14 protein-coding genes are annotated in these 20,027 nt (G+C 63.0%); 4 read left to right on the forward strand and 10 right to left on the reverse strand.

Annotated features, from left to right (window positions below; all coding sequences use genetic code 11):
• Positions 1–119: 119 nt before the first annotated feature.
• From AC0L2R_RS27935 to AC0L2R_RS27945, 3 genes are read right to left on the reverse strand one after another with little or no spacing between them, the layout of a single operon-like run.
• Positions 120–3,380 carry an error-prone DNA polymerase gene (locus AC0L2R_RS27935; RefSeq protein WP_473512741.1) on the reverse strand — a complete coding sequence of 1,087 codons (3,261 nt, stop codon included), beginning with the start codon at positions 3,378–3,380 and terminating at the stop codon, positions 120–122.
• Positions 3,377–4,900, reverse strand: coding sequence for a Y-family DNA polymerase (locus AC0L2R_RS27940; RefSeq protein ID WP_473512742.1), 1,524 nt, complete (start codon positions 4,898–4,900; stop codon positions 3,377–3,379). The genes AC0L2R_RS27935 and AC0L2R_RS27940 overlap by 4 nt, the downstream gene beginning before the upstream one ends.
• Positions 4,815–5,573 (reverse strand): ImuA family protein, encoded by a 759-nt coding sequence (locus AC0L2R_RS27945; RefSeq protein WP_473512743.1) that lies wholly within the window; start codon positions 5,571–5,573, stop codon positions 4,815–4,817. The genes AC0L2R_RS27940 and AC0L2R_RS27945 overlap by 86 nt, the downstream gene beginning before the upstream one ends.
• A gap of 257 nt (positions 5,574–5,830) precedes the next feature.
• Here AC0L2R_RS27945 and AC0L2R_RS27950 point away from each other — a divergent pair, with 257 nt between their 5' ends.
• On the forward strand, positions 5,831–6,496 hold the full coding sequence (locus tag AC0L2R_RS27950; protein WP_473512744.1) for a DUF6088 family protein: 666 nt from the start codon (positions 5,831–5,833) through the stop codon (positions 6,494–6,496).
• Entirely contained in the window at positions 6,493–7,533 is a 1,041-nt protein-coding gene (locus tag AC0L2R_RS27955) for a nucleotidyl transferase AbiEii/AbiGii toxin family protein (protein WP_473512746.1), read from the forward strand. The genes AC0L2R_RS27950 and AC0L2R_RS27955 overlap by 4 nt, the downstream gene beginning before the upstream one ends.
• Positions 7,534–8,009: 476 nt before the next feature.
• On the opposite strand, the gene AC0L2R_RS27960 is transcribed toward AC0L2R_RS27955, so the two are convergent.
• The 5 genes from AC0L2R_RS27960 to AC0L2R_RS27980 are packed head-to-tail and all read right to left on the reverse strand — an operon-like array spanning position 8,010 to position 12,350.
• The gene (locus AC0L2R_RS27960; protein WP_473512748.1) at positions 8,010–9,530 is read right to left on the reverse strand and encodes an SAVED domain-containing protein; all 1,521 of its coding nucleotides are present in this window, start codon (positions 9,528–9,530) and stop codon (positions 8,010–8,012) included.
• Positions 9,531–9,569: 39 nt separating this feature from the next.
• Complete coding sequence (locus AC0L2R_RS27965; RefSeq protein ID WP_473512750.1) at positions 9,570–10,469, reverse strand: CBASS oligonucleotide cyclase; 900 nt, start codon at positions 10,467–10,469, stop codon at positions 9,570–9,572.
• Complete coding sequence (locus tag AC0L2R_RS27970) at positions 10,469–10,969, reverse strand: HORMA domain containing protein (protein WP_473512751.1); 501 nt, start codon at positions 10,967–10,969, stop codon at positions 10,469–10,471. Before AC0L2R_RS27970 ends, AC0L2R_RS27965 begins: the two co-directional genes overlap by 1 nt.
• On the reverse strand, positions 10,966–11,436 hold the full coding sequence (locus AC0L2R_RS27975; RefSeq protein ID WP_473512753.1) for a hypothetical protein: 471 nt from the start codon (positions 11,434–11,436) through the stop codon (positions 10,966–10,968). Before AC0L2R_RS27975 ends, AC0L2R_RS27970 begins: the two co-directional genes overlap by 4 nt.
• On the reverse strand, positions 11,433–12,350 hold the full coding sequence (locus AC0L2R_RS27980) for an AAA family ATPase (RefSeq protein WP_473512754.1): 918 nt from the start codon (positions 12,348–12,350) through the stop codon (positions 11,433–11,435). Before AC0L2R_RS27980 ends, AC0L2R_RS27975 begins: the two co-directional genes overlap by 4 nt.
• Positions 12,351–12,497: 147 nt before the next feature.
• On the opposite strand from AC0L2R_RS27980, the gene AC0L2R_RS27985 reads away from it, so the two are divergent.
• A complete protein-coding gene (locus AC0L2R_RS27985; RefSeq protein WP_473512755.1) occupies positions 12,498–12,824 on the forward strand; it encodes a helix-turn-helix domain-containing protein in 327 nt (108 codons plus the stop codon).
• Positions 12,825–13,730: an ImmA/IrrE family metallo-endopeptidase gene (locus AC0L2R_RS27990; protein ID WP_473512757.1), complete on the forward strand. Its 906-nt coding sequence runs from the start codon at positions 12,825–12,827 to the stop codon at positions 13,728–13,730.
• A gap of 104 nt (positions 13,731–13,834) precedes the next feature.
• On the opposite strand, the gene AC0L2R_RS27995 is transcribed toward AC0L2R_RS27990, so the two are convergent.
• Entirely contained in the window at positions 13,835–17,164 is a 3,330-nt protein-coding gene (locus AC0L2R_RS27995) for a UvrD-helicase domain-containing protein (RefSeq protein WP_473512759.1), read from the reverse strand.
• Positions 17,161–19,773, reverse strand: coding sequence for a PD-(D/E)XK nuclease family protein (locus AC0L2R_RS28000; protein WP_473512760.1), 2,613 nt, complete (start codon positions 19,771–19,773; stop codon positions 17,161–17,163). The genes AC0L2R_RS27995 and AC0L2R_RS28000 overlap by 4 nt, the downstream gene beginning before the upstream one ends.
• Positions 19,774–20,027: the final 254 nt, after the last annotated feature.

Genomic DNA, 20,027 nt, shown 5'->3' on the forward strand with positions numbered 1-20,027 from the left:
TTTGCCTTGTAGTCGTTGCGAAAGTGAACAGCAAAATCAAGACGCACGCGCTGAATAACTGCCAGATGGGTAAGGCAGTAGTGTGCACAACATGCTGCTGAAGTGTCCGTCCGGAAGCGCTACCGGAAGTCCCGCGTCTTGACCTTGATATGGTCGATATGGTCATAGGCATCGACGATGTCGCGCCCCTTCGGCATGCCGCGCGGATCGATGCCCGATCCGCCGTGATGAGCCTCATCCCCGCGGCCGTGCGGCAACGGAAACGGCGTCTCGCGGTTTCCGACGCTGGCCAGCTCGGCCGACAGATCGGTCAGCTCGTGGGCGACGAGATGCACCACCTCCCCTTCTCGCTGGATACGACCGCGTACGCCGAGCATGGCCGACGAGAGAAGCACGCGACGGAATTTCTCGAACACCTTGACCCAGACAACGACGTTGGCGGCGCCCGTCTCATCCTCCATGGTGAGGAACATGACGCCTTTGGCCGAGCCCGGCCGTTGCCGGACCAGCACCAGGCCGGCGGCCTCGAGCCACCGTCTGTCCCGCGCCTGCATGGCCTCCTCACAGGTCACGATTCGGCGCCGGCGTAGATCGGCACGCAGAAACGACACCGGATGGCTGCGCAAGGTCAGCCCGACATGGCCATAATCCTCGACAACCTCGCGGCCGGCCGTCATCGGCCTGAGCGTGATGATGGGCTCGTGGATCTCCGTCACCGTTTTCTGTTCACGGGACGTAGCGGCCGCAAACAGGGGCAAAGGTTCGTCGCGCAACGCCTTGATCGCCCAGAGAGCGTCGCGGCGGGCAAGGTTCAGATCCGGTAGAAATGCGTCGGCCTCGGCGAGCTGGACCAGCGAAGCCGCCGGCACGCGGGCGCGGCGCCACAGATCGTCGACGGAGAGAAATGGCTCGTCGGCCCGCGCCGCGATGATCGCGGCCGCATCATCATTGGCGAGACCCTTTACCATGCGCAGGCCGAGCCGGACGGCGAAGCGATCTTCGTCATCGGTCGGCTCGAGTGTGCAATCCCAGCGGCTGGCATTGACGCAGACGGGGCGCACTTCGACGCCATGATCGCGTGCGTCGCGCACGATCTGGGCCGGCAGATAGAAGCCCATCGGTTGCGAATTCAACAGCGCCGCACAGAAGACATCGGGATGCCAGCATTTCATCCAGGACGAGGCATATGCGATCAGCGCGAAGGAAGCGGCGTGGCTTTCGGGAAAGCCGTAGCTGCCAAACCCTTCGAGTTGCGAAAAGGTCCTTTCGGCAAACTCCGGCGTGTAGCCGTTGGCGATCATGCCGTTGATCAGCTTGTCGCGGAATTTCGAGACGCCGCCGGTGTGCTTGAATGTGGCCATGGCGCGCCGCAACTGGTCGGCCTCGCCGGCGGTAAAGCCGGCGCAGACCATGGAGACCTGCATTGCCTGCTCCTGAAACAGCGGCACGCCGAGCGTCTTGCCCAGCACGCGTTCGAGCTCCGGCGTTGGAAAAGTCACCTCTTCCGTCCCGTCGCGCCGGCGAAGATAAGGATGGACCATGTCGCCCTGGATCGGTCCCGGCCGGACGATCGCGACCTCGATGACCAGGTCGTAGAAGGTCCGGGGCTTCATGCGCGGCAGCATCGACATCTGCGCGCGGGATTCGATCTGGAAGACGCCGAGCGTGTCGGCCTTTCTGATCATCGCATAGGTGCGTGGATCTTCGGCCGGGATCGTCGCCAGGTCGAGTGTGACGCCCTTGTGCTCGGACAGGAGATCGAATGACTTCTTCATGCAGGTAAGCATGCCCAACGCCAGGACATCCACCTTCATGAATTTGAGGGCGTCGATATCGTCCTTGTCCCATTCCACCACCTGGCGATCCTTCATCGCCGCCGGCTCGATCGGCACGAGGTCGTCAAGCCGATCATGCGTCAGGACAAAGCCGCCCGGATGCTGAGAGAGGTGGCGCGGCGTGCCGGCAAGTTGCGCCGCGAGTTCAAGAGTCAAACGCAGCCGCCGGTCGCCGAGATTGAGATTAAGTTCGCCAGCACGCTGTTCATCGACAGCTTCGCCATGGCCCCAGACCTGGGAGGACAGGAGTTTGGTCATGTCCTCAGGCAGGCCGAGCGCCTTGCCGACGTCGCGGACCGCGCCCTTGGTGCGATAACGGATGACGGTGGAGCAAAGTGCTGCGTGATCGCGGCCATAGGTTTCATAGACCCACTGCATGACGATCTCGCGCCGTTCATGCTCGAAATCGACATCAATGTCGGGCGGCTCGCGCCGCTCCTGCGAAACGAACCTTTCGAACAGGAGGTTGTTGCGTTCGGGATCGATTGAAGTGATGCCCAGCACATAGCAGACGGCTGAATTGGCGGCCGAGCCGCGCCCCTGGCAGAGGATGTCCTGGCTGCGGGCGAAGCGGACGATCGAGTTCACTGTCAGAAAGTACGGCGCGTATTTGAGCGTCTCGATCAGCCGCAGCTCGTGCTTCAGGATGCCAACCACCTTGTCGGGCAAGCCCTCGGGGTAACGGCGGGCCGCACCTTCCCAGGTAAGCTTTTCCAGCGCCTGCTGCGCGGTGAGGCCCGGCATCGTCTTTTCCTCCGGGTATTGGTAGGCGAGTTCGTCCATTGAGAAACGGCAGCGGTCGGCAATCTCGATTGTGCGCGCCAATGCCTCGGGATAACGGCTGAACAGACGCGCCATCTCCTCGGCCGGTTTAAGATAGCGATCGGCATGCCGTTCGCGCCGGAAGCCGGCGTCATCGATGGTGACGTTATGGCGAATGCAGGTGACGACATCCTGCATCATGCGGCGCGCCGGTTCGTGGAACAGCACGTCATTGGTGACGATGGTGGGCGCGCGCATTGCGGTTGCCAGGTTTGCCAACTGGTAAAGCCGGAGCTGGTCGTTTGGGCGTCTGCGCAAGGTCAACGCCATATAGGCGCGGTCGCCGAAAGCGTCGCGCAGCCGCCGCAAACGAACGGCGCAAAGATCATCGGCTTCGTCCGGAACCAGGACCGCGATCAGTCCCTCCCCATAGGCGACGACATCGTCCCATTCGAGATGGCATTTTGCTTTGCCGGCCCTGCCCTTGCCGAGCGACAGCAGCCGGCAAAGGCGCGAATAGGCCGGCCTGTCCATGGGATAGGCCAGGATCGACATGCCGTCGACGAGATCGAGACGGCAGCCGACAATCAGCCGGACGCCTGTCGTCTTCGCCGCTTCGTGGGCGCGCACGATGCCGGCAAGCGAATTGCGGTCGACGACAGCCAGCGCCTCGATGCCAAGCAACGCGGCCTGCGCGAACATCTCTTCGCAGCTGCTCGCCCCACGCAGGAAACTGAAATGCGAGGTCACCTGCAGCTCGGCATATCGGGCTCCGCCAGTCATCCGAAGATCCCGTGCATGAACCATTTATGCGAACCGGTCGCGGCGGCTTCACCGTCGCCGGCGCGGTAGACCCAGTAGCGCTCGCCGTTCTCGTCTTCGACCTGGAAATAATCCCTCACGGCTGCGAGCTCGGCGTCGCGCTTCCACCATTCCCCGAACACGCGCTCCGGGCCGTCCGCCCGTTTCACGCGCCGGCGGACGCCGCGCCAGGTAAAGGTCACGGGCGGATGGTCGGGAAGAAGTGCTACCGTCTCGATCGGCTCGGGTCGTGGCAACAGCCGAGTTGGGCGCGGCCAATGGCTGGGCCAGCCCTCGCCGGTATCAGGCGCCATTGGGGCAATGCGTTGAACCGACCGTTCGGGAACGTCGCTCTGCACCGGGGCGAAGCGATAGAGCCGCTCCTCACCGACACGGTTGGCGAGGATGTCGATCACATCCGACACATCGGGTTCGGGCGCCTCGGCGAGCGAGGAAATCATCTGCTTGGCCCGCAGCGGCTCGGCAACGGTCGCGGCAAGCCGCATCAGCTCGATGCCGAATCCGGGATCGATAGTTTCTATTTTATCTGTGAGAAGCCGGGTCAAGCGCTTCGTGTCACGCACTGGCGTTGCAGTGCCGATACGGATCGCCTCGACGCGGTTATCGACGCGGAAGAACAGAAGGTCGAGCCGGCGTGCGCCAAGCCCTCGCGTCTCGAGTGAGGCGCACAGTTCAGCGACCAGCTTGCCGGTATAGCGCGCGATTGTTTCCGCCGCGCCGATCGGCTCGGCAAAATTGCGGCGCACCTCGACGATTTCCTCCGGCCGGATCGGCTCGATCGGTTCGCTCACCCTCGCGAACGCCTGGTCGAGGCGACGGCCGGGCTCTGGTCCGAAACGCAGAGCGAGCGCCGCGCGCGGCGTGCCGGCGAGATCCGTAATTGTGTCAAAGCCGAGCCGACGCAGACCATCGATCGTCACGGCGGGTAGGCGAAGCGCCGCGATCGGCAAACGTAGGACCGCCTGCGCCGTCTCGCCGGATGGAATAACGAATGTCTGCCGCCCGCCGAAGCGGGCCAAAGCGTGGGCGGCACCCCAGCTGTCGGCGACCGCCGCCCGGGCCGTGATGCGTGCAGCGGCAAGCCGCTCCACCATCTCGGTGAGCATCGCCGCCTCGCCGCCATGCAGATGATCGGCGCCGGTCGTGTCGATGACGAGGCCTTCCGGCGGATCGGCGGCGACGATCGGCGCATAGCGCCGCAGCGCCCACAGCGCCAATCGCCCGAGCGCCATTGCGTCGGCATCGGGCTCGGCGTCATGGACGATCAGGCCCGGAACAACAGCTTGCGCCTTGCTCGCCGGCATGCCGATGCGCAGGCCGGCCGTTTGCGCTGCCGCGTCGGCTGCAAGCACGACACGGCGACGTCCGTCGCGGCCGATCAAAACGAGCGGCGCCTCAGGCGGAGGCGCGGCGTCGCCCGATTTCCTTCTGAAGCGGTCCGTCGGCCACATCGGAAGGAAGAGCGATACGACCCTTGGCATCGCATGCCTCCACTGTAAAATCCGCACTCTCTCCGGCCCGGCATCGGATCAGCTCGACATGCCAGCGGGCCGGTCCGACGCCCGGCACCGGCAATGGTGTCGACGGCAGGACCGACACCCGCCAGCGTGTCTCGGCGGCGGTTGGCTGCCCAAAATCAGTGGCCTCCGTCTGCCGACGCCAGCGGCGAATGGCGATGCCGATGGCGCCGGAGCTTTCGGCGGCAAGCTGCAGCCGCCGCGACGCCGTCATCGAAAGCCGTGCAATCTCGGCAACGACAGCGCCAAAACCGCCACGAAGCCCCTCTTCGAAACAGGCGAGAACGGATTTTTCGTCGCCGGCTTCGACATAGATTACCCGTCCCGGAGGAAGGCCGGCCTGTTCGATCGCCGGTGCGAACAGGTCTGGCCGGGTAACGCACCACAGCACCTTGCCCACCGTGCGCGCGGCAATACCGGCAGCGAAGAGTGCCGCGGCTGCGCCATCGACGGAGCCATTTCCACCACCCGCGACCTCGTGCAGACCGCCAAAAGCCAATCCCCCTCCCGGCAGAACCCTGTCAATCGCGGCCACTCCGAACGGCAAAACCGTACGCTCGCGTGCATTTCCACCTTCGAGACGCGCGATGCGTTCTCGAAGCTCGGAAATGGCAGCAGGGGGCGCCGATACACTCATCTGACCCTTGAAACGCGGAAAGCCTGTGATATGTTCTACATTTGTTCTCCTCTTGGCTAAGAGTCAACCGGGATGATGTCGTGCCCCTGCGGAAGGAGGGCATTCGATGCTCTCGGATGGTCCAGAGCGCGGGCCATATCCTTCAATGCGAGAATGGGAGTCTTTTGGAGTTTTGGGCGCCACGGAGTGTCCGAAAATTGTAGCATACTTCGGACTCATGCCTTGCCTTTGTCCGAAACTTGTAGCATATTTCGGACATGCCCATCGTTGAGCCCGATACCGATCTTCGCTCGCGCCTGCTTGCCCGCATTGAGTCCAAACCCGACGAGGTCTGGACCCCCGGCGACTTCGCCGATCTCGGCGCGCGCGCCGCCGTGGACAAAACCCTGCAGCGCCTGGCAGCCGCCGGGGAGCTGCGCCGAATCGACCGAGGCCTCTATGACCGGCCGCGCACGAACAACCTGACTGGCCGCGCCACCGTGCCGGATTATCGCGCTGTGATCCGCGCCGTCATGCGCCGCGATCGGGCGCGCGCCGTCATCGATGGTATGACGGCCGCCAACGACCTCGGCCTGACGACCGCCGTCCCCGCCCGGATAGAAGTGCTGGTCGATGCGCGGTTGAAGCCAATCAAGCTCGGCACGCAGGAAATCCACTTCAAGTACGCTGCCCCTAGCCGCCTCTATTGGGCGGATCGGCCGGGGATGCGGGTCGTCCAGGCCTTGCATTGGATGCAGGACATGCTGACCCAAAAGGGCGAACGGAAGCGTATCCAGGCGACGTTGCGCCGCCTGTTTGCCGACCCCAAGCACGGCGAGGCCATTCGCGAGGATCTGCGCGCCGGTCTCTCCGCCGTGCCGATCTGGATGCAGGAGTTCCTCCGCGAAATCCTGAGGGCGGACCCGCACGAGGCGAAGCCATGAGTACCGATGCTTACCGCCAGATCATCGCGGCATCCCCACGTGACCGGCTCGACCTGTTCCTCGCCACGGCCAATCGGATCGGAGCTCCGGTGGGCAATGTCGAAAAGGACTTCTGGGTCTGCTGGACGCTCAATGCGCTCTATCACGATCGCCCTGCTGGCGAACCTCGGTTGCTGTTCAAGGGCGGCACGTCCCTGTCGAAAGGCTATGACCTCATCAAGCGCTTCTCCGAGGACATTGACGTCACGGTATTCCGCGACGACCTCGAGGAACCAGCCTCAGTTGAGGAGCTCGAGGCGCTGTCGAACAAGAAGCGTCGCGCCAGACTGGAGGCCATCCGGGACGCGTGCCGTGGCTATATCACAGGCCCGATGCGAGTATTTCTTGCCGCTCAACTAGCGGACGTTACCAACGGGGTCGGCCGCGTGGAAGTCGACGGGGCCGACCCTGATGGGCAGACGCTGCTGCTCTGGTACCCCGAGGTGGAGCCGCGTGACAGCGCCTACGTTCGGCCGGCGATACGTCTCGAATCCGGGGCGAAATCGGCGCTCGATCCTAACGGGCCCATCACAATCGCCCCCTATGTTGCGGAAGAAGCGGCAGGCATTGATCTCACCGTCGCCGACGTGACCACGATCGAGGCGACCCGTACCTTTTGGGACAAGGTGGTGATCGCCCATGGATTGCGCTGCTGGTACGAGCGGCGCGGCGAACTGCGGCAGGAAGGCCAGCGGGTGTCTCGGCACTACTATGACCTGCACTGTCTTCTCGGATCCGAGACCGGAAAGGCCGCGCTCGGCGATCTCGATCTTGGCGCCGATTGTGTGCGGCACGCACGAATGTTTTTCGACCGTCCCGACTATGACCTCGCTTCAGCGCTCCCAGGCAGCTTCGCAATCGCCCCGAGCCCCGAGATGGTGGACGCGCTCGCGCGCGACTATGCCAACACGACCGCCATGATCTTCGGCACACCGCCGAGCTTCGACGATATCCTGACCTCGGCCCGGCAGATCGAGCAGAGCATCAACGGCAAGTAGCTGTTCACAACCGCGTCCGCCTTCTCTCCCATGAGCGAGCCGCCTCTTTGCCGCCCTTAGTTCGTCGAGAGTTGGCTGCCACCAAACGGCGCCATCGATCTCCGTTTTGGAACCCCGAGCGCGAGAGCCAGGTTTTGATGAGCTCACCCAGGTCGGCAGGACGCCATTGCCCCCAGACTGTGAATCGGCGGCATCCATTGCCCCTCCTACTTGCAATGAAATCAACTGAATAGGACGCCGAACGGCATCGAGACCCCACTCCGATTCACGCCGGAACATCCGGCCACTAGTGATGGATGGGACCCGGCTGAGGCCCGTTGTTGCGTTCCGCGTTGCAATCCTATGCGACTTTGACCCGATATCGGTCGACAACTCCGCACCATAAGCGGGCTTTCACTCACGACGTGGGCAACAGCCGATGTCAATGTGCGATAGTGCAGCAAGGCCTGCGTGGGGGGCTCCAGGAAATCCTGTTTCTACTCCATCACAAAGGACGGCTGATAGGTCTTGTTGCCGCGGCGGTCGAAGTCAAACTCATAGACGATGCACGGCGCGATACCCTGATGCTGCTGGCCGAGGAAGAACAGGAGGCTGTTCGGGCACGCCGCGAAAACATGAACCACGGCATCCGGGTCATCGGTCTTGAGCGACCGCAGGTTATTGGAGATTTGTTCGGCAAGCGCGGCCGCGTGCGCTCCGCCTGCTACGTTCTGTTGGCCCGGGCCTGTCGGCAGGGCGAAAGAAACCAGCTTCCCGACCTCCGGCAGATTCGCGGCGATATAGGCCCGTGCCTGCGGTTCCGCCGCCCGGGACACGCTGATGGCGACGCCGATCGCGCGGCCGTTTCCGACTGCATCTTCCGCGATCGTAAATCTTGCCCCTTTCTCTGCCTTATCATCATCATCGACGCGCCAGACCTGCGCGCCAACGCGTCCCTTCTGCACGAGCTGCGTCCGGACACCTGATTTGAGGTCCAGGACCGTGCCGGCAAGAAAGGCGATGGACGCGTGCGCATCCAGTATCAGACGAAGCCGCGGCGACTTCCTGACGGACTCGCGCAGGAAGGTTTCGACCTTCGGCCTGATGTCGCGCTGCCAGTCACGCCCGTCCTGCAGGTAGCGTTGCCGGAATTCATCTGTGAGAAGCAGCGTGTCGTCGGGTGTCGCGCCTTCAATGTCGGCCGCAGGCCCGAGAAAGCTGCGAATGGCGACCGGAAGGAAGGTATCCGGCTCTCCCGACCGGCCAACCCAGATTCCCTCATCGCGGCAGAACTGGAGAAGCGCCTCGCGGTTCAACGCGCTCAGCTGCCGCACCTTCAGCTGCCGCGCCAGTTCGTCGAAGCGAAAATCCGATTCGGCGGCGTTGCACGCCAGCACGCCGACGACCGTCGCCCTGAAGTTGATCTCGGAGCGCAATTCGTCGAGCGACCGGTGACCGTCAATTACGCGGAAGCCGCGAATGACGGTTTTCAGTTCGTCGTCCGATCCCAGCTTCAGATGCTCCCGCCAGCACTTACGCACCTTCCCCATGCGGCTGCGGTCGGTCGTGCCGTCGAAGAGTCGCTCGATGAGAAGGGTGCGGTCGTGGCCCGAGACGAGGTCAGCCAGAGGATCGCCGTCCTTTATGCGGTAGGTGGTCAGGAAGGTGAAATGCGCTGACGCGGGCGCGGTGGCGCGTGCGTCGCGCAGACGCTCCAGCAAGGAGAAGGACTGCGCGCCGATAAAGTCGGGGTCGATGAAATCCACGAAGCCGAACCGGCCGCCGGTCTGAACGTGCCATTTGACTTGATGGTAGTCGGCTGAAATCCGTTCGCTGCCTGACCGGGCAACGGGCGGATCGTATCTGACGACGACATCGTCGAACGCCTTCGGTCCGTTGGCCTCGAACGTCACCTCGACCACGCTGCTGTTCGGCATCAGCAGGTTGAACGCGTTCTCCCAGAAAATGCGAGACTGGTAGTTATCGCCATGCCAGCGGGCAGTTACCGCGTCAGCCATGCCGGGACTCCTTGTTGGTGCGGCCGCCGTCGCCCTGGTTCATGACAGCGGAAACTTCGGGCCAAACAGCGCCCGCCACGCTTTCAGCGCGTCACCGTTCCGCCCCTTGCGGACGTGATCGATGGCTGTGGTTGCGTCGCGGCTCGCGACCAGGAGGAGGTCGCGAGCCCGCTGCTTGCGGGTGGCGTCCATGCCGTCGCTGATGGCAGGGCCGAGGCCGGCGGGGTCTGGCCACTGGTCGAAGATGCGGTCGGCCAGCGTCGAGAACAGCCCCTGGATTTCATAGTCGAAGCGGCCCTGCCAGTCGCCATAGAGGCATTGCAGCGCCATGACCTCGATCAGAAAGGACGGTTTGACGGGCTTTTCGCCGTGCCGTGCGTTGTTGTTCCAGTATTTGACCATCCGCACCAGGCCCTTCCACTCGTTGCTGTAGGCCTGGTGGGCGGCCGTAGCCTTGCTGGCATGGATTTCCGGATTGGTCTTGATCCATTTGCCGGTGTCGTCGTCGGGAATTTCATAGTCGTCGCCGGCGGCGAACGCGGGAACGACATCGACACTGACCACCCGGTAGTCGGTATTGTCGTCGGCGTCGATGACGACACCGAAATCGACATTGACCGAACGGCTCTGTTTGCGCACCGCCGCCTTGCCGTACTTGTCTACGAGCGCGTCATAGAAGTCGCCGATGACAACCGACGGCGCCTTGTTGCGGTAATGCTGCTCCGCCTCTTTGAGGACGAAGAAGATGTCGATGTCCTTCAGCGGCTTGGTCTTGGTGTAGCGCTTGTAGGAGCCGGTCAGGAAACTGCGTTCGATCGCGAACTTGGTGACCAGGTAGTCGCGCACCTCGTTTTGCCGTGCCGACGCGTTGTTCTGTTCTTTCTCGTTGAGTTCAAGCCGGCTCTTGAATTTCCGGAACGCTTCGTCGACCGTCAGCATCAGTTTTTCCTCCAGTAGGCCGCGTTGCCGCCGAGACCGTTGTGCTCGATGGTCGAACCGAGGCTCTGCCGGACGAAGCCGTCGGTCGAACGGTACGAAGCAGACGACCATCCGTCGACCGCGCCGTAGCCTTCCTTGTTCTGCAGCAGAAGGCGGTAGCCGGCATCGCCCGGCAGGAGCCCTGCCTTCCGGATGTGATATTTGATCTGCTCGGTATCGGTCCAGAATCCGCCGTCGCCGCTGCCGGTGGTGTAGATCACGTCGATGTCCCACCGGCCGACGAGCTCGTTGGTCTTTGGATTGAAAATCTCTAGCACGACGGTCTCAAGGTGCCGCGACCCTAGCCATGCCTGGAGAGCTCTCATGTTAGTCGACCAGCCATTGACGAGGTTCGCCGGGTCGAGGCCGCTGAGCCGGATGATGTCCTTCATGCTCTTGAGGATGTTGTCCGCCACATAGGTGACGGAATGCGTGAAGGTGTTGACTGTGACGCTGGTCATGAGCCGAGAAACCCCTTGGAATCGAGGGTGAGAGCCTTCGCGGGCGCGGCCGCCTCGGGCGTGACTGCCTCCGCGAGATCGCGGGCGGTGACGCGGCTGCCCTGCTTCTTCAGCGCCGCCTGGACCCAGTCCAGATCTTCGGCGGTGCAGGGCAGCGATACATGCCAGTCGCCTTTCAACGGATCGAACCCGAGCGAGTCCTCGTTGGCGTCGCTGCCGTCTATGGCATCGTCGTCATAAAGGCAGTAGACGCGCGTCCGCGACCCGTCGCATGTGACGACGATAGCCGCGTCCTTCGGCGCCTGGTCGGCGATCACGCTTGCAGCGACGCCGCCGACGGCGAGAAGCGCTGTGCGCGCCTCGCCCGCCTTTCCATGTGTCAGCATGTCGACAATGGCATTCCAGGTCACGAGCGCGTCGCGATGCGGCGTGCTGCGGAACGTGCGGCTGACGACCGTGTTGCTCATTTCGAAATACCTCCGGCGCTGCGGCTTCCCTTCGCGGCCTTAGCGGCGGCGAGGATGTCGTCGATGGTGACGAGCGCGGGGTTCATAGCGGTCTGCGGACTGCTCGCCAGCGCATTTGCGACCATCTTGCGGATGGCCCGCCCATCAAGTCCGACGCACTCCGCCGCACAGCGCGCGAACTGCGGCGCACCAACCAGCTTCCCGATGGCGGGATAGGTCTTCGCAAGGCCGGTCAGGCAATCCTTGAGGATGAGGGCGCAAGCCTCTTCGTCCGGCAACGGAACATGCATGACGAGATCGCAGCGCGAAGTGAAGGCGCTGTCGACAGCCTGCGGGAAGTTGCTGGTCGCCACGAACAGAAGTTGGGGAAACCGGTCGGCCAGAAGGTCGAGTTGGACAAGGACTGCGTCTGTCGCCCGGTGAATGTCGACCGGGTTGGCGTCAAGGCTCATCTTCGACCGGTCGGCCGCCAGCGTCTCGACTTCGTCGAGAAGGACGATGGTCGGCCCGTTCATCGCCGCCTCGGCGACGGACTGAGAGAACAGGTCCGACACCGCGCGCTGCGTCTTGCCCATCGACGAACTGGTGAGGTTGTGCGGCTCCACTTCGAGGAGGCGAAATCCCCCGCCAGGAAACGCCTTAGCGGTCCGGTGCGCTAGCCCCCGCGCCAGCGAGGTCTTGCCGGTACCGGGCGGACCGACGAGGAAAATGACGCCGTGCAGCGGAATAACAGTGCGATCGACCTTGTCGCGCAGAGTGAAATTCAGGACCGCCTGCGACAAAAGCTGCGTCTTCAGTGCCTCGTCGAGGATGATCGAATCCCAGAGTGCGCCCAACGCCGCGTCAGGTAGGCACCTGATCTGCTGGATGCCCTTGGGCCTTTCGTCGAAGCTGTTGGTGTTCATGTGGTTCATGATCTCGATCCAATTGGCGCGATGATTGGCAGACGATTTTGTACAGATAAATCTTACGCTATGAGTCGTCAAGGTCTTGAGGTATGATTCTATCCGGTTATATCTGACGACCTGTGGAAACCGGGGACGAGCGGGCGAAAGGAAGCAATGACACTGGCATCGAAGATTAAGTCACTTCGCCTGAAAAGCGGAAAATCGCTGCAAGATGTTGCAGACGCAGTCGGAGCATCCAAAGCCCACATGTGGGATATTGAAAGGGGAGCTAGCAAGAACCCAGGATTGGAGCTTCTGACGAAGCTTGCAGAATTCTACAAAGTTCCTATTGCAGATCTGGTGGGAGAAAATCCTGAAGCCGGAGGCGAACCTGAAGACCTAGTTGTAATGTACCGCGATCTCAAGAAGCTGGACTCCCGAGACCGGGAAGTTATCGCCGGCCTTATGGAACAGATGAAGGCCCGCAAGAGGAAGCATTGAATGGGCGTATCTCGAATGGATCTTGCCGATGCTACGACACCGGATCGGCTTGTCATTGAGATTTTCAAACACGAGCCAGATCTTCAGATTCCGATTCCTGTCGAGGACCTTTGCAGACGACTCGACATCTTCGAACTTCAACCCCTCAAAACCGCCGGCTACGAGGGCGGATTGATCACCGATCGGGACAAGTCGGACGGGATCATTCTCTATAATGACAACAGTCCTATCAAACGGCGCCGTTTTACGATTGCCCATGAACTCTGTCATTTTCTGATGCCGTCCCACGTTCCTTCAGAGGAAGGCGGGTTCCTCTGCTCACAAGAAGATATGTTCCGGCTTACCGGAGGCGAGGCGGATCGACGGATTAAAATGGAGGTGGAAGCGAACCGATTTGCCTCCCGGCTACTGCTTCCGGTGAAATCATTTCGCAGTGACGTCGACGCCACCAAGGATCCCGATCTCCAACAAGTAGCCAAGCTCTCGCGCGACTACGACGTTTCTAAGGAGGCCGTCGCCCGTGCTTATGTAGAGTTTCGCGAGGAGCCAACTGCGATCCTGATCGTCAAGGACGGCAAGATCGTGCGCATCTATCGCGACCTGCGGAAGTTTCCATTCTTATCAGTGCGTCAAGGCCAGGCGGTGCCACGACAAGCGTTCTTCCATCGAGGGAAACGCGATATCGGCCTCGCCAGCGACTTGGATGGAACAGAAGCCGGAATTTGGTTGGATTTGGCCAGGGGTTCGAAGCCGCCGACGCTTTTTGAACAGGTGATGCCGCTGAACTTTGGTTACGCGATGGTTCTGATAACGATCGAGCCCGAGGATTCTGAAGAAGAAGATACAGACGAACTGCGCACGTCTAAGGAACGGTATCGAGAGCGAATGGCTCGTTGGCAGCGGTAGATGTTCACGAGCCTAGACGGCATGAGTAGCGTCCGATCTATGAGTGAAACTTTGATTTTGGCGGCGTCGATGCGAATGACCGATTAGGGGTGAATTCGACGACGTCACGTGTTCCAATCGGCGCGGACACTAGGCTCCACCCACCGCACAGTGCCGAGGGTCATATAGACCAACGCGCCGCTGCTCGCCCCGGTTGTTCGCAAGTAGTCCTCGAGTTGGCCCGCGTGAATTAGCATGTCCTCCTCCGTCGGCGCGACGTCACTTTTCCAATCGAGAACGACCGAGGCGCGACCCTCGTCCAATGCGACGGCGTCAATCCGGCCGGCAAGCGCTGTGGGCTCGTTCGCATCGGCGAGCACGGCATAGATCGGCCATTCTGGAACGAGACCCGGTCGCAGCGCGGCGATCTCGGGAAGATGCAGGGTTCGCCACGCGGTCGAGGCGATTTCCTCGGCCTCGGGCAGACCGGCCTCGTCTTCGCGATCGGCCATCAGCTCCGCGATGAGCTCGCGGGCGCGACCGGCGAACTTGGCGAGGTCTTCACCAAGTTCGCCGGTCAGCACCTCCTCCATGAGCTTGTGCGAGATAAGTCCTCGGACACGTCCTGCGCCGATCGGCAGCCCCGTCTCCGGAGCGTCGCCGGAGTCGATCGCGATCGTTTCGGTCATAGGAACGCGATCGGGATCCTGGTTGCTCGGCTGGAGCCACGTGAGCGGGACGGCAGCAGCGGAGATGGCCGCGCGCTCTGTCTCGAAGATGTCTCGGGTCTGTACGTTTGGCAGATCGGCCGCGGCAGGGCGCGGTGCCCGATCGAAACGCGACAGGTCTAGCAGCGGGAGGTCATGATGCACCAGGTCGACGATCCGCGCCCAGGACCTTTGCTCCGCCTGCGGCAGCTCCGGGACGACGAGGAGCTCGCGAGCGCGAGTGCATGCGACATACCAAAGGCGCTCGCGTTCACGGGCAAGGCTTTCATCATCGGACGCGAGCGCCAGCAGAAGATCGGGCGGGACGACGTCGCCTATGACCCAGTGCAGCGTGTTATCGGACGCGCGATGCACGAACGGCTCGCGCGAGCGGAGCAAGGTGGCTGTGTTGACCGGAATCACCACCGGCCATTCCAGCCCCTTCGCGCTGTGAATGGTGATGATCTCGATGGCGTCGCCCTCAGCATCAACCCGGCCCTCGTTGGACGGAACCCCCTGACTCCAATCCCTAGTGATGTCACGGACGAACCGCTTGAGACCGGTGACGCCATAAGGCCGCGCCCGTTCGAGAAAGGCTTCTACGTTCGCAGCCGCGCGGGCGCTGCGATCATCTTCGCGCGCGGCAAGAATAGGTCGAACGGCCAACCACTCCGCTGCCTCGGCGAGCAGCAGCGCTGGTGTCGTCGCTCTCGATTTCCATCTCAGGTCCTGTAGAATCGAAAGTGTCCGACGCGCAATCGGATGGATGACGTGGCTCGGTTCCGAGAACAGCGAGAAGCACGGAATGGCTCGCGGGTGGCCGGGATCCTGGGGCAGAGCCGCGGTGATATCGAGAAGCTCTTCCTCGGTCAGCCCGACAAGCGGGCCGCGCATCAGCGCACCGAATGCCAGGGTGTCGCCGGCGTCCGCGAGCACGCGGGCCAAGGCGAGCATATCTTGCACTTCCTGACGCCGAAACAGACCCTTGCCCGCTTGAGACGCAATCGGCAAGCCGCGTTGTTCCAGGGCGCGTTCATAGCGCCAGAGTTCGGTGCCTGTCGGCGCAAGCAGGGCTATTCCGCCGGCGGTGAGCGGAACCATCACGCCGTCGACGTCGCGAACGTGCAGATTGCCTATGAGCCGCATGCAGAGTTCAGCGACGGCTTCTGCCTCGGCATCGCGGATGTGCTCTGATCGCGAATTGGGCGGCACGTCGACGGTGATCCTGGCCGCGCACGGAAGGTCGTGGGTGGGGGGATCGATGGTCGCCGTGAGCGCCACATAGCCAGGTTGCCCGACACCAGAAAGTGGCGTCTCGAAACACCGGTTGACATGGGTGAGAATGTCCGGTCGGGAGCGGAAATTTGCGGTGATCTGGATGATGTTGTCCGGCCACCGCCGTTCGATTGCGGTACGCGCCTGCGCATAAGATCCGACATCGGCGCCGCGGAACCGGTAGATGGCCTGTTTCGGGTCGCCGACCATGAAGAGCGCCCCTGGCCCCAAGACGCTGTCCTGCCATCGCGGCGTGCGGTGCTCTGCAGCGATCAGAAACAGGATTTCGGACTGGATGGGATCGGTGTCTTGGAACTCGTCCACGAAGATATGCCGGTAGCGGGTTCCGAGAGCGCGCCGCACGGCATCATTATCGCGGACCAGGGTCCGCGCCCGCTCCAGAAGATCGTCGAAATCGAGGACGGCCGCGGCGCGCTTGAAGGCGGCGTAGTCATCAAGCACCTCGTCGAGTTCGGCGGAGAGGCTTGCGACAAGTGCCGTGGCGATGCGGCCGAGCACCACTCGGTAGCAGTGGTCGACCCGGTCGAAGTGTTGGCCGGATTCCTCGCTGAGCCGGCCGCCCAGATCCTTGCCGGCGACCTTTTCCCAGGCCGATTTCCGTCTTGGCCTGATTAGATCGAATGTGTTCTTCCGCATGCAGGAAAGTCGTATCGGATGGGCGAGCGCCCAGAGCCGGGGAAAATCGGGCGGCGTCTCAAAGCTGCCGGCGTAAAAGTTTGCCAGCGTCTCGAGCTCGCCCAGCAGCTCGAGCGTTTTGGGCTCGACGGGTTGAGCGACTATCCAGCGCCGGAAATCCGCGACCGCTTCGACCAGGTCGATGTCCGGGCGGCCGGTGAGGTCGGCAGGCAGTGCCCGCGCGCCACGATGCTTGAGACGAAAGCGCGCGAGTTCCTGAAGGGTGGAGACAACGCGGCGGGGGTCTTGGCGCGACAAGACTGCGATCGGATCGCTTGGCCGCTCTGGACTGTTGAGCCGCCGTTTGAGCCATTGCTCGAATATGGAGTCAAACGCAGCGGCGGCCTGGACCGCATCGAGCATCTGCGCGCCTGGATCAATATCAGCCTCGACCGCGTAGCTTGAGATGATGGTCTGGCAGAAGGCGTGGATCGTTGCGGCCGTAAGTTCGTCGAGTTTGGCAGCGGCGGCGGACATTGCGTGCCGCTGAGCCGCATCGAGACCATTGGGCAGGGCTTCCCGCAATGGGGCCGGCACGCGTTCGGCCAGAAGTTCGTTGACGTAGCGGTGGACGCGCACCGACAGCTCGCTGGCAGCCAACTCAGTAAAAGTGATGGCCGCGATCTCACCGGGTTGGGCGCCGCGCGCAAGCAGCATCGTCACGCGCCCCGCCATCAGGGCGGTCTTGCCGGTGCCAGCCGCCGCTTCGACGAGCAAAGTCGAGTCAAGATCGGTCAGAGCCCGCCGGCGCGCGGACCTGTCTGCCAGTTGGATCATCGGCAACTCCAGACGCGCGCAAAATCGTCGAAGGCGCGACTCAGCGCCGCCTGTTTGATCTGAAAGTACGCTGTCGGCGATGCCGGAAGCGCCAGCCGGAAGTCGTTCCAGTTCTCGCGCGCGTCCGGTCCGGGTAAGGCCCTGCCCTGCCGCAAAAGGACGCCGGCCGCCGTCACATGGTCTGCGATTTCCGCGATGGCCTGATCGATGTCGGGCAGTTTGTAGACCCGCGGCTCGCCGCCGCCGAGGTAGATGAGGCGGGCGACGACGCGCGGGTTGTCAGGCACGAGTTGGCGCGCCGCCAGCGCATAGATGACGCGCTGGAGCTCGGCGCCGCCCCCGAGCACGATCTGATCGGCCTTCTTTGGTTCTGCACCCGTCTTGTAATCCGAAACGCGAACGGCGTTTCCTGTGGCGGTGATATCGAGCCGGTCGATGCTGCCCTTGACCCGAACCGTGGTTCCGGTGATTTCAACCGGGGTGGTCGGATCCCAGGGAAGATCGCCCGTCGTTGCAACTGCCCCGTCGGCATGGCCGAATGCCAGTTCGGTCCAGCTGCGGGTGCCCGGCAGGAACGTCTCGTCGAACGTCAAAGCTCTGAGCGCGAGCTGGGCGGCAGCGTCCACGGTGTGCCGCCACAGCAGCAACGGCGGCACGGATCGCTTCAGCGGCCACTCCGTACTGACCGTCGTCGCCGCCTCTGCCAGGGCGGCCTCGATCTCGTGCCGCGCGGCGTGGGAATAGCCTGGCCCGGGCTCGAGCGCATCGACGGTCCGCTTGAGGAGTTCATGCACGAGATCGCCATAGGCACGCGCATCGAGTGTCAGCGGCTGATCGTCTTCGGCGACTGACCGCCAGCCCAACGCATAGCGCCACACGAAGGCGAGCGGATCGCGGAGCATCAGACGCAGCGACGTCGCGGACTTAACCTCATTGATGGCGCTTGCGATGACTGGATGATCGGCCCTCGTTCGACCATCATGGGCGGTGATCGCGGGATTTCGCCAGTCGTGCCAGCACGCGTTAGCCGCCGTCAGCGCCAGCGAGTTCGCGGCTTCGTCCGGTCGGGCGAGCAGCCGATCGGCCTCGCTGAACGCGTGGGTCGGGATTCGCGCTCGCTTAAGCCCTTGAACACGGGCTCCTTGCGGCACGAGCCGACTGGCCGCAAGGAGGCCGCCTTGGGCATTCCGGCGGCTTCTCGACAGGATGCAGCCACCGGATGCCTGGGCAGTGATTACCTGGAACGCACGTCGGTCCTGCGCGGTGACAGGATCGGGATCGAGTGTGCCACGGGGCAAAACATGGCTTGGGATCAGCGGATCTTCCGCAGCGCGGCGCGGCCATGAGCGTGTCGTCATACCGAGAAGACGAACCCACCGGCGAGGTGCCGTGGCGAGATGACCCGCCGGGCACCACACGGCACAGGCGCCCGGATCGCCGCCGTCGGGCAAGCGAAGCTCCTGCAGTGAGAATTCCAGCGCCTCGGCAGGCGCGCGCCGCAGTGCCTCACTCCAAAGCACGCGAGCGGAGGTTCCCAGCAACATAGTGCCAGCCTGCTCGGCCGCGGCCGGGCCGTTGGCCAGCATTTCGAGAACGGGCGTGAGGATCGGCCTCGGATCGATGCCGTCGGTTCGGAGACGGCTCGCTGCGTCCAGTGCGCGAATCCATTGATCGAGTTCGAAGAGAGCGGCACCAGGTTGCAGGCCAAGCGACCAATTCTGCGGCAAGTCCTGCAAGGCGCGGCTCCGGCCCGCTGCATGACTGAAGAGCCGGCGCAGGCGGTCCTGACTGAGGCCATTCAACAGAACGTCGGCAAGTGCGCCGCAGGCCTGGCCTTCGCGCGACGCCAGGACCGGCACACCGTGCGAGAAATGCAGCGGTAGGTCGGCGTCCGCTGCCAGGACGAGAAAGTGCTCGTCCCATTCCTCGGTCGAGGTGGCGCAAATCGCAATTTCTTCGGGTCTCGCCCGTCCGGATGCGATGAGCTCGCGCATCCAGCGTAGGGCTTCCACCACTTCAGCAGCAGGATTGGCGCAGGACACCATCTCCATGGCGACAGCTGTTGGGCGCTGGTCAGTAGTGATCTTGCCCGGGAACCAGCTGACGTCCGTGGCGCCGGAACTATGCCAGGAGAGGGGCACCGTCTCATTGAGGGCCTGAAGCAGAGGGTGCCAGACCGGGGCGACGCTGACGACGCGGTCAAGCTCCACCGACCCTAGCACGGACGCCGCATGGACGAGGCGGTTCAGCGCGGCGTCGCGAAGGTCGCGCGTCGTCAGCACGCCTTTGGGTAGGTTTGCGCGGACGCGCTGCTCGATCTCGGCAATATCCGCCAGTCGGGCGCCGCGATCGTCGCCTATCGGCAGCGAAAGATCGGCCTGCCAGATTTTGGCGAGCGTCCTTGCGACGGCCCGGGTCATACCTGGAAGCAGCCGGATACTTTCTAACTCGGCTAACCCTCCGGCTTCGAGTGCAGCCCGGATAGCTGGATCAAGGTGCTCGGATCGGGCAGGTTGCGTAAAGCCGCCCGCCAAGCGGGCGGCCAGTTGCGGCATAGTCACGATTTGAACGCCGGCTTGGCCGCGTCGCGCGGCGGCGATCCGGCGCATCCGAAAGGCGAGAGGTCCTTCAACGACGACAGTCCGGCGTTTCATCGAGTGCCCTTTGTTCCTCGAACGGATAGTCGGGTATCGAAAATCTGGTCCGCCACCTCACTCCGTGCCCAAGCGACCCTTTTGGGCGGGCAATGTACATGTTGCCCCCGAACAAACACTCTGACGACTACAATGCTGCTCGTCATGGTGGATTTCACGTGGACTTTGTACACTCGGATATGTTTGATCAGAATTCGATTTGGGCTGGG

The organism is Mesorhizobium sp. WSM4820, assembly GCF_055811075.1.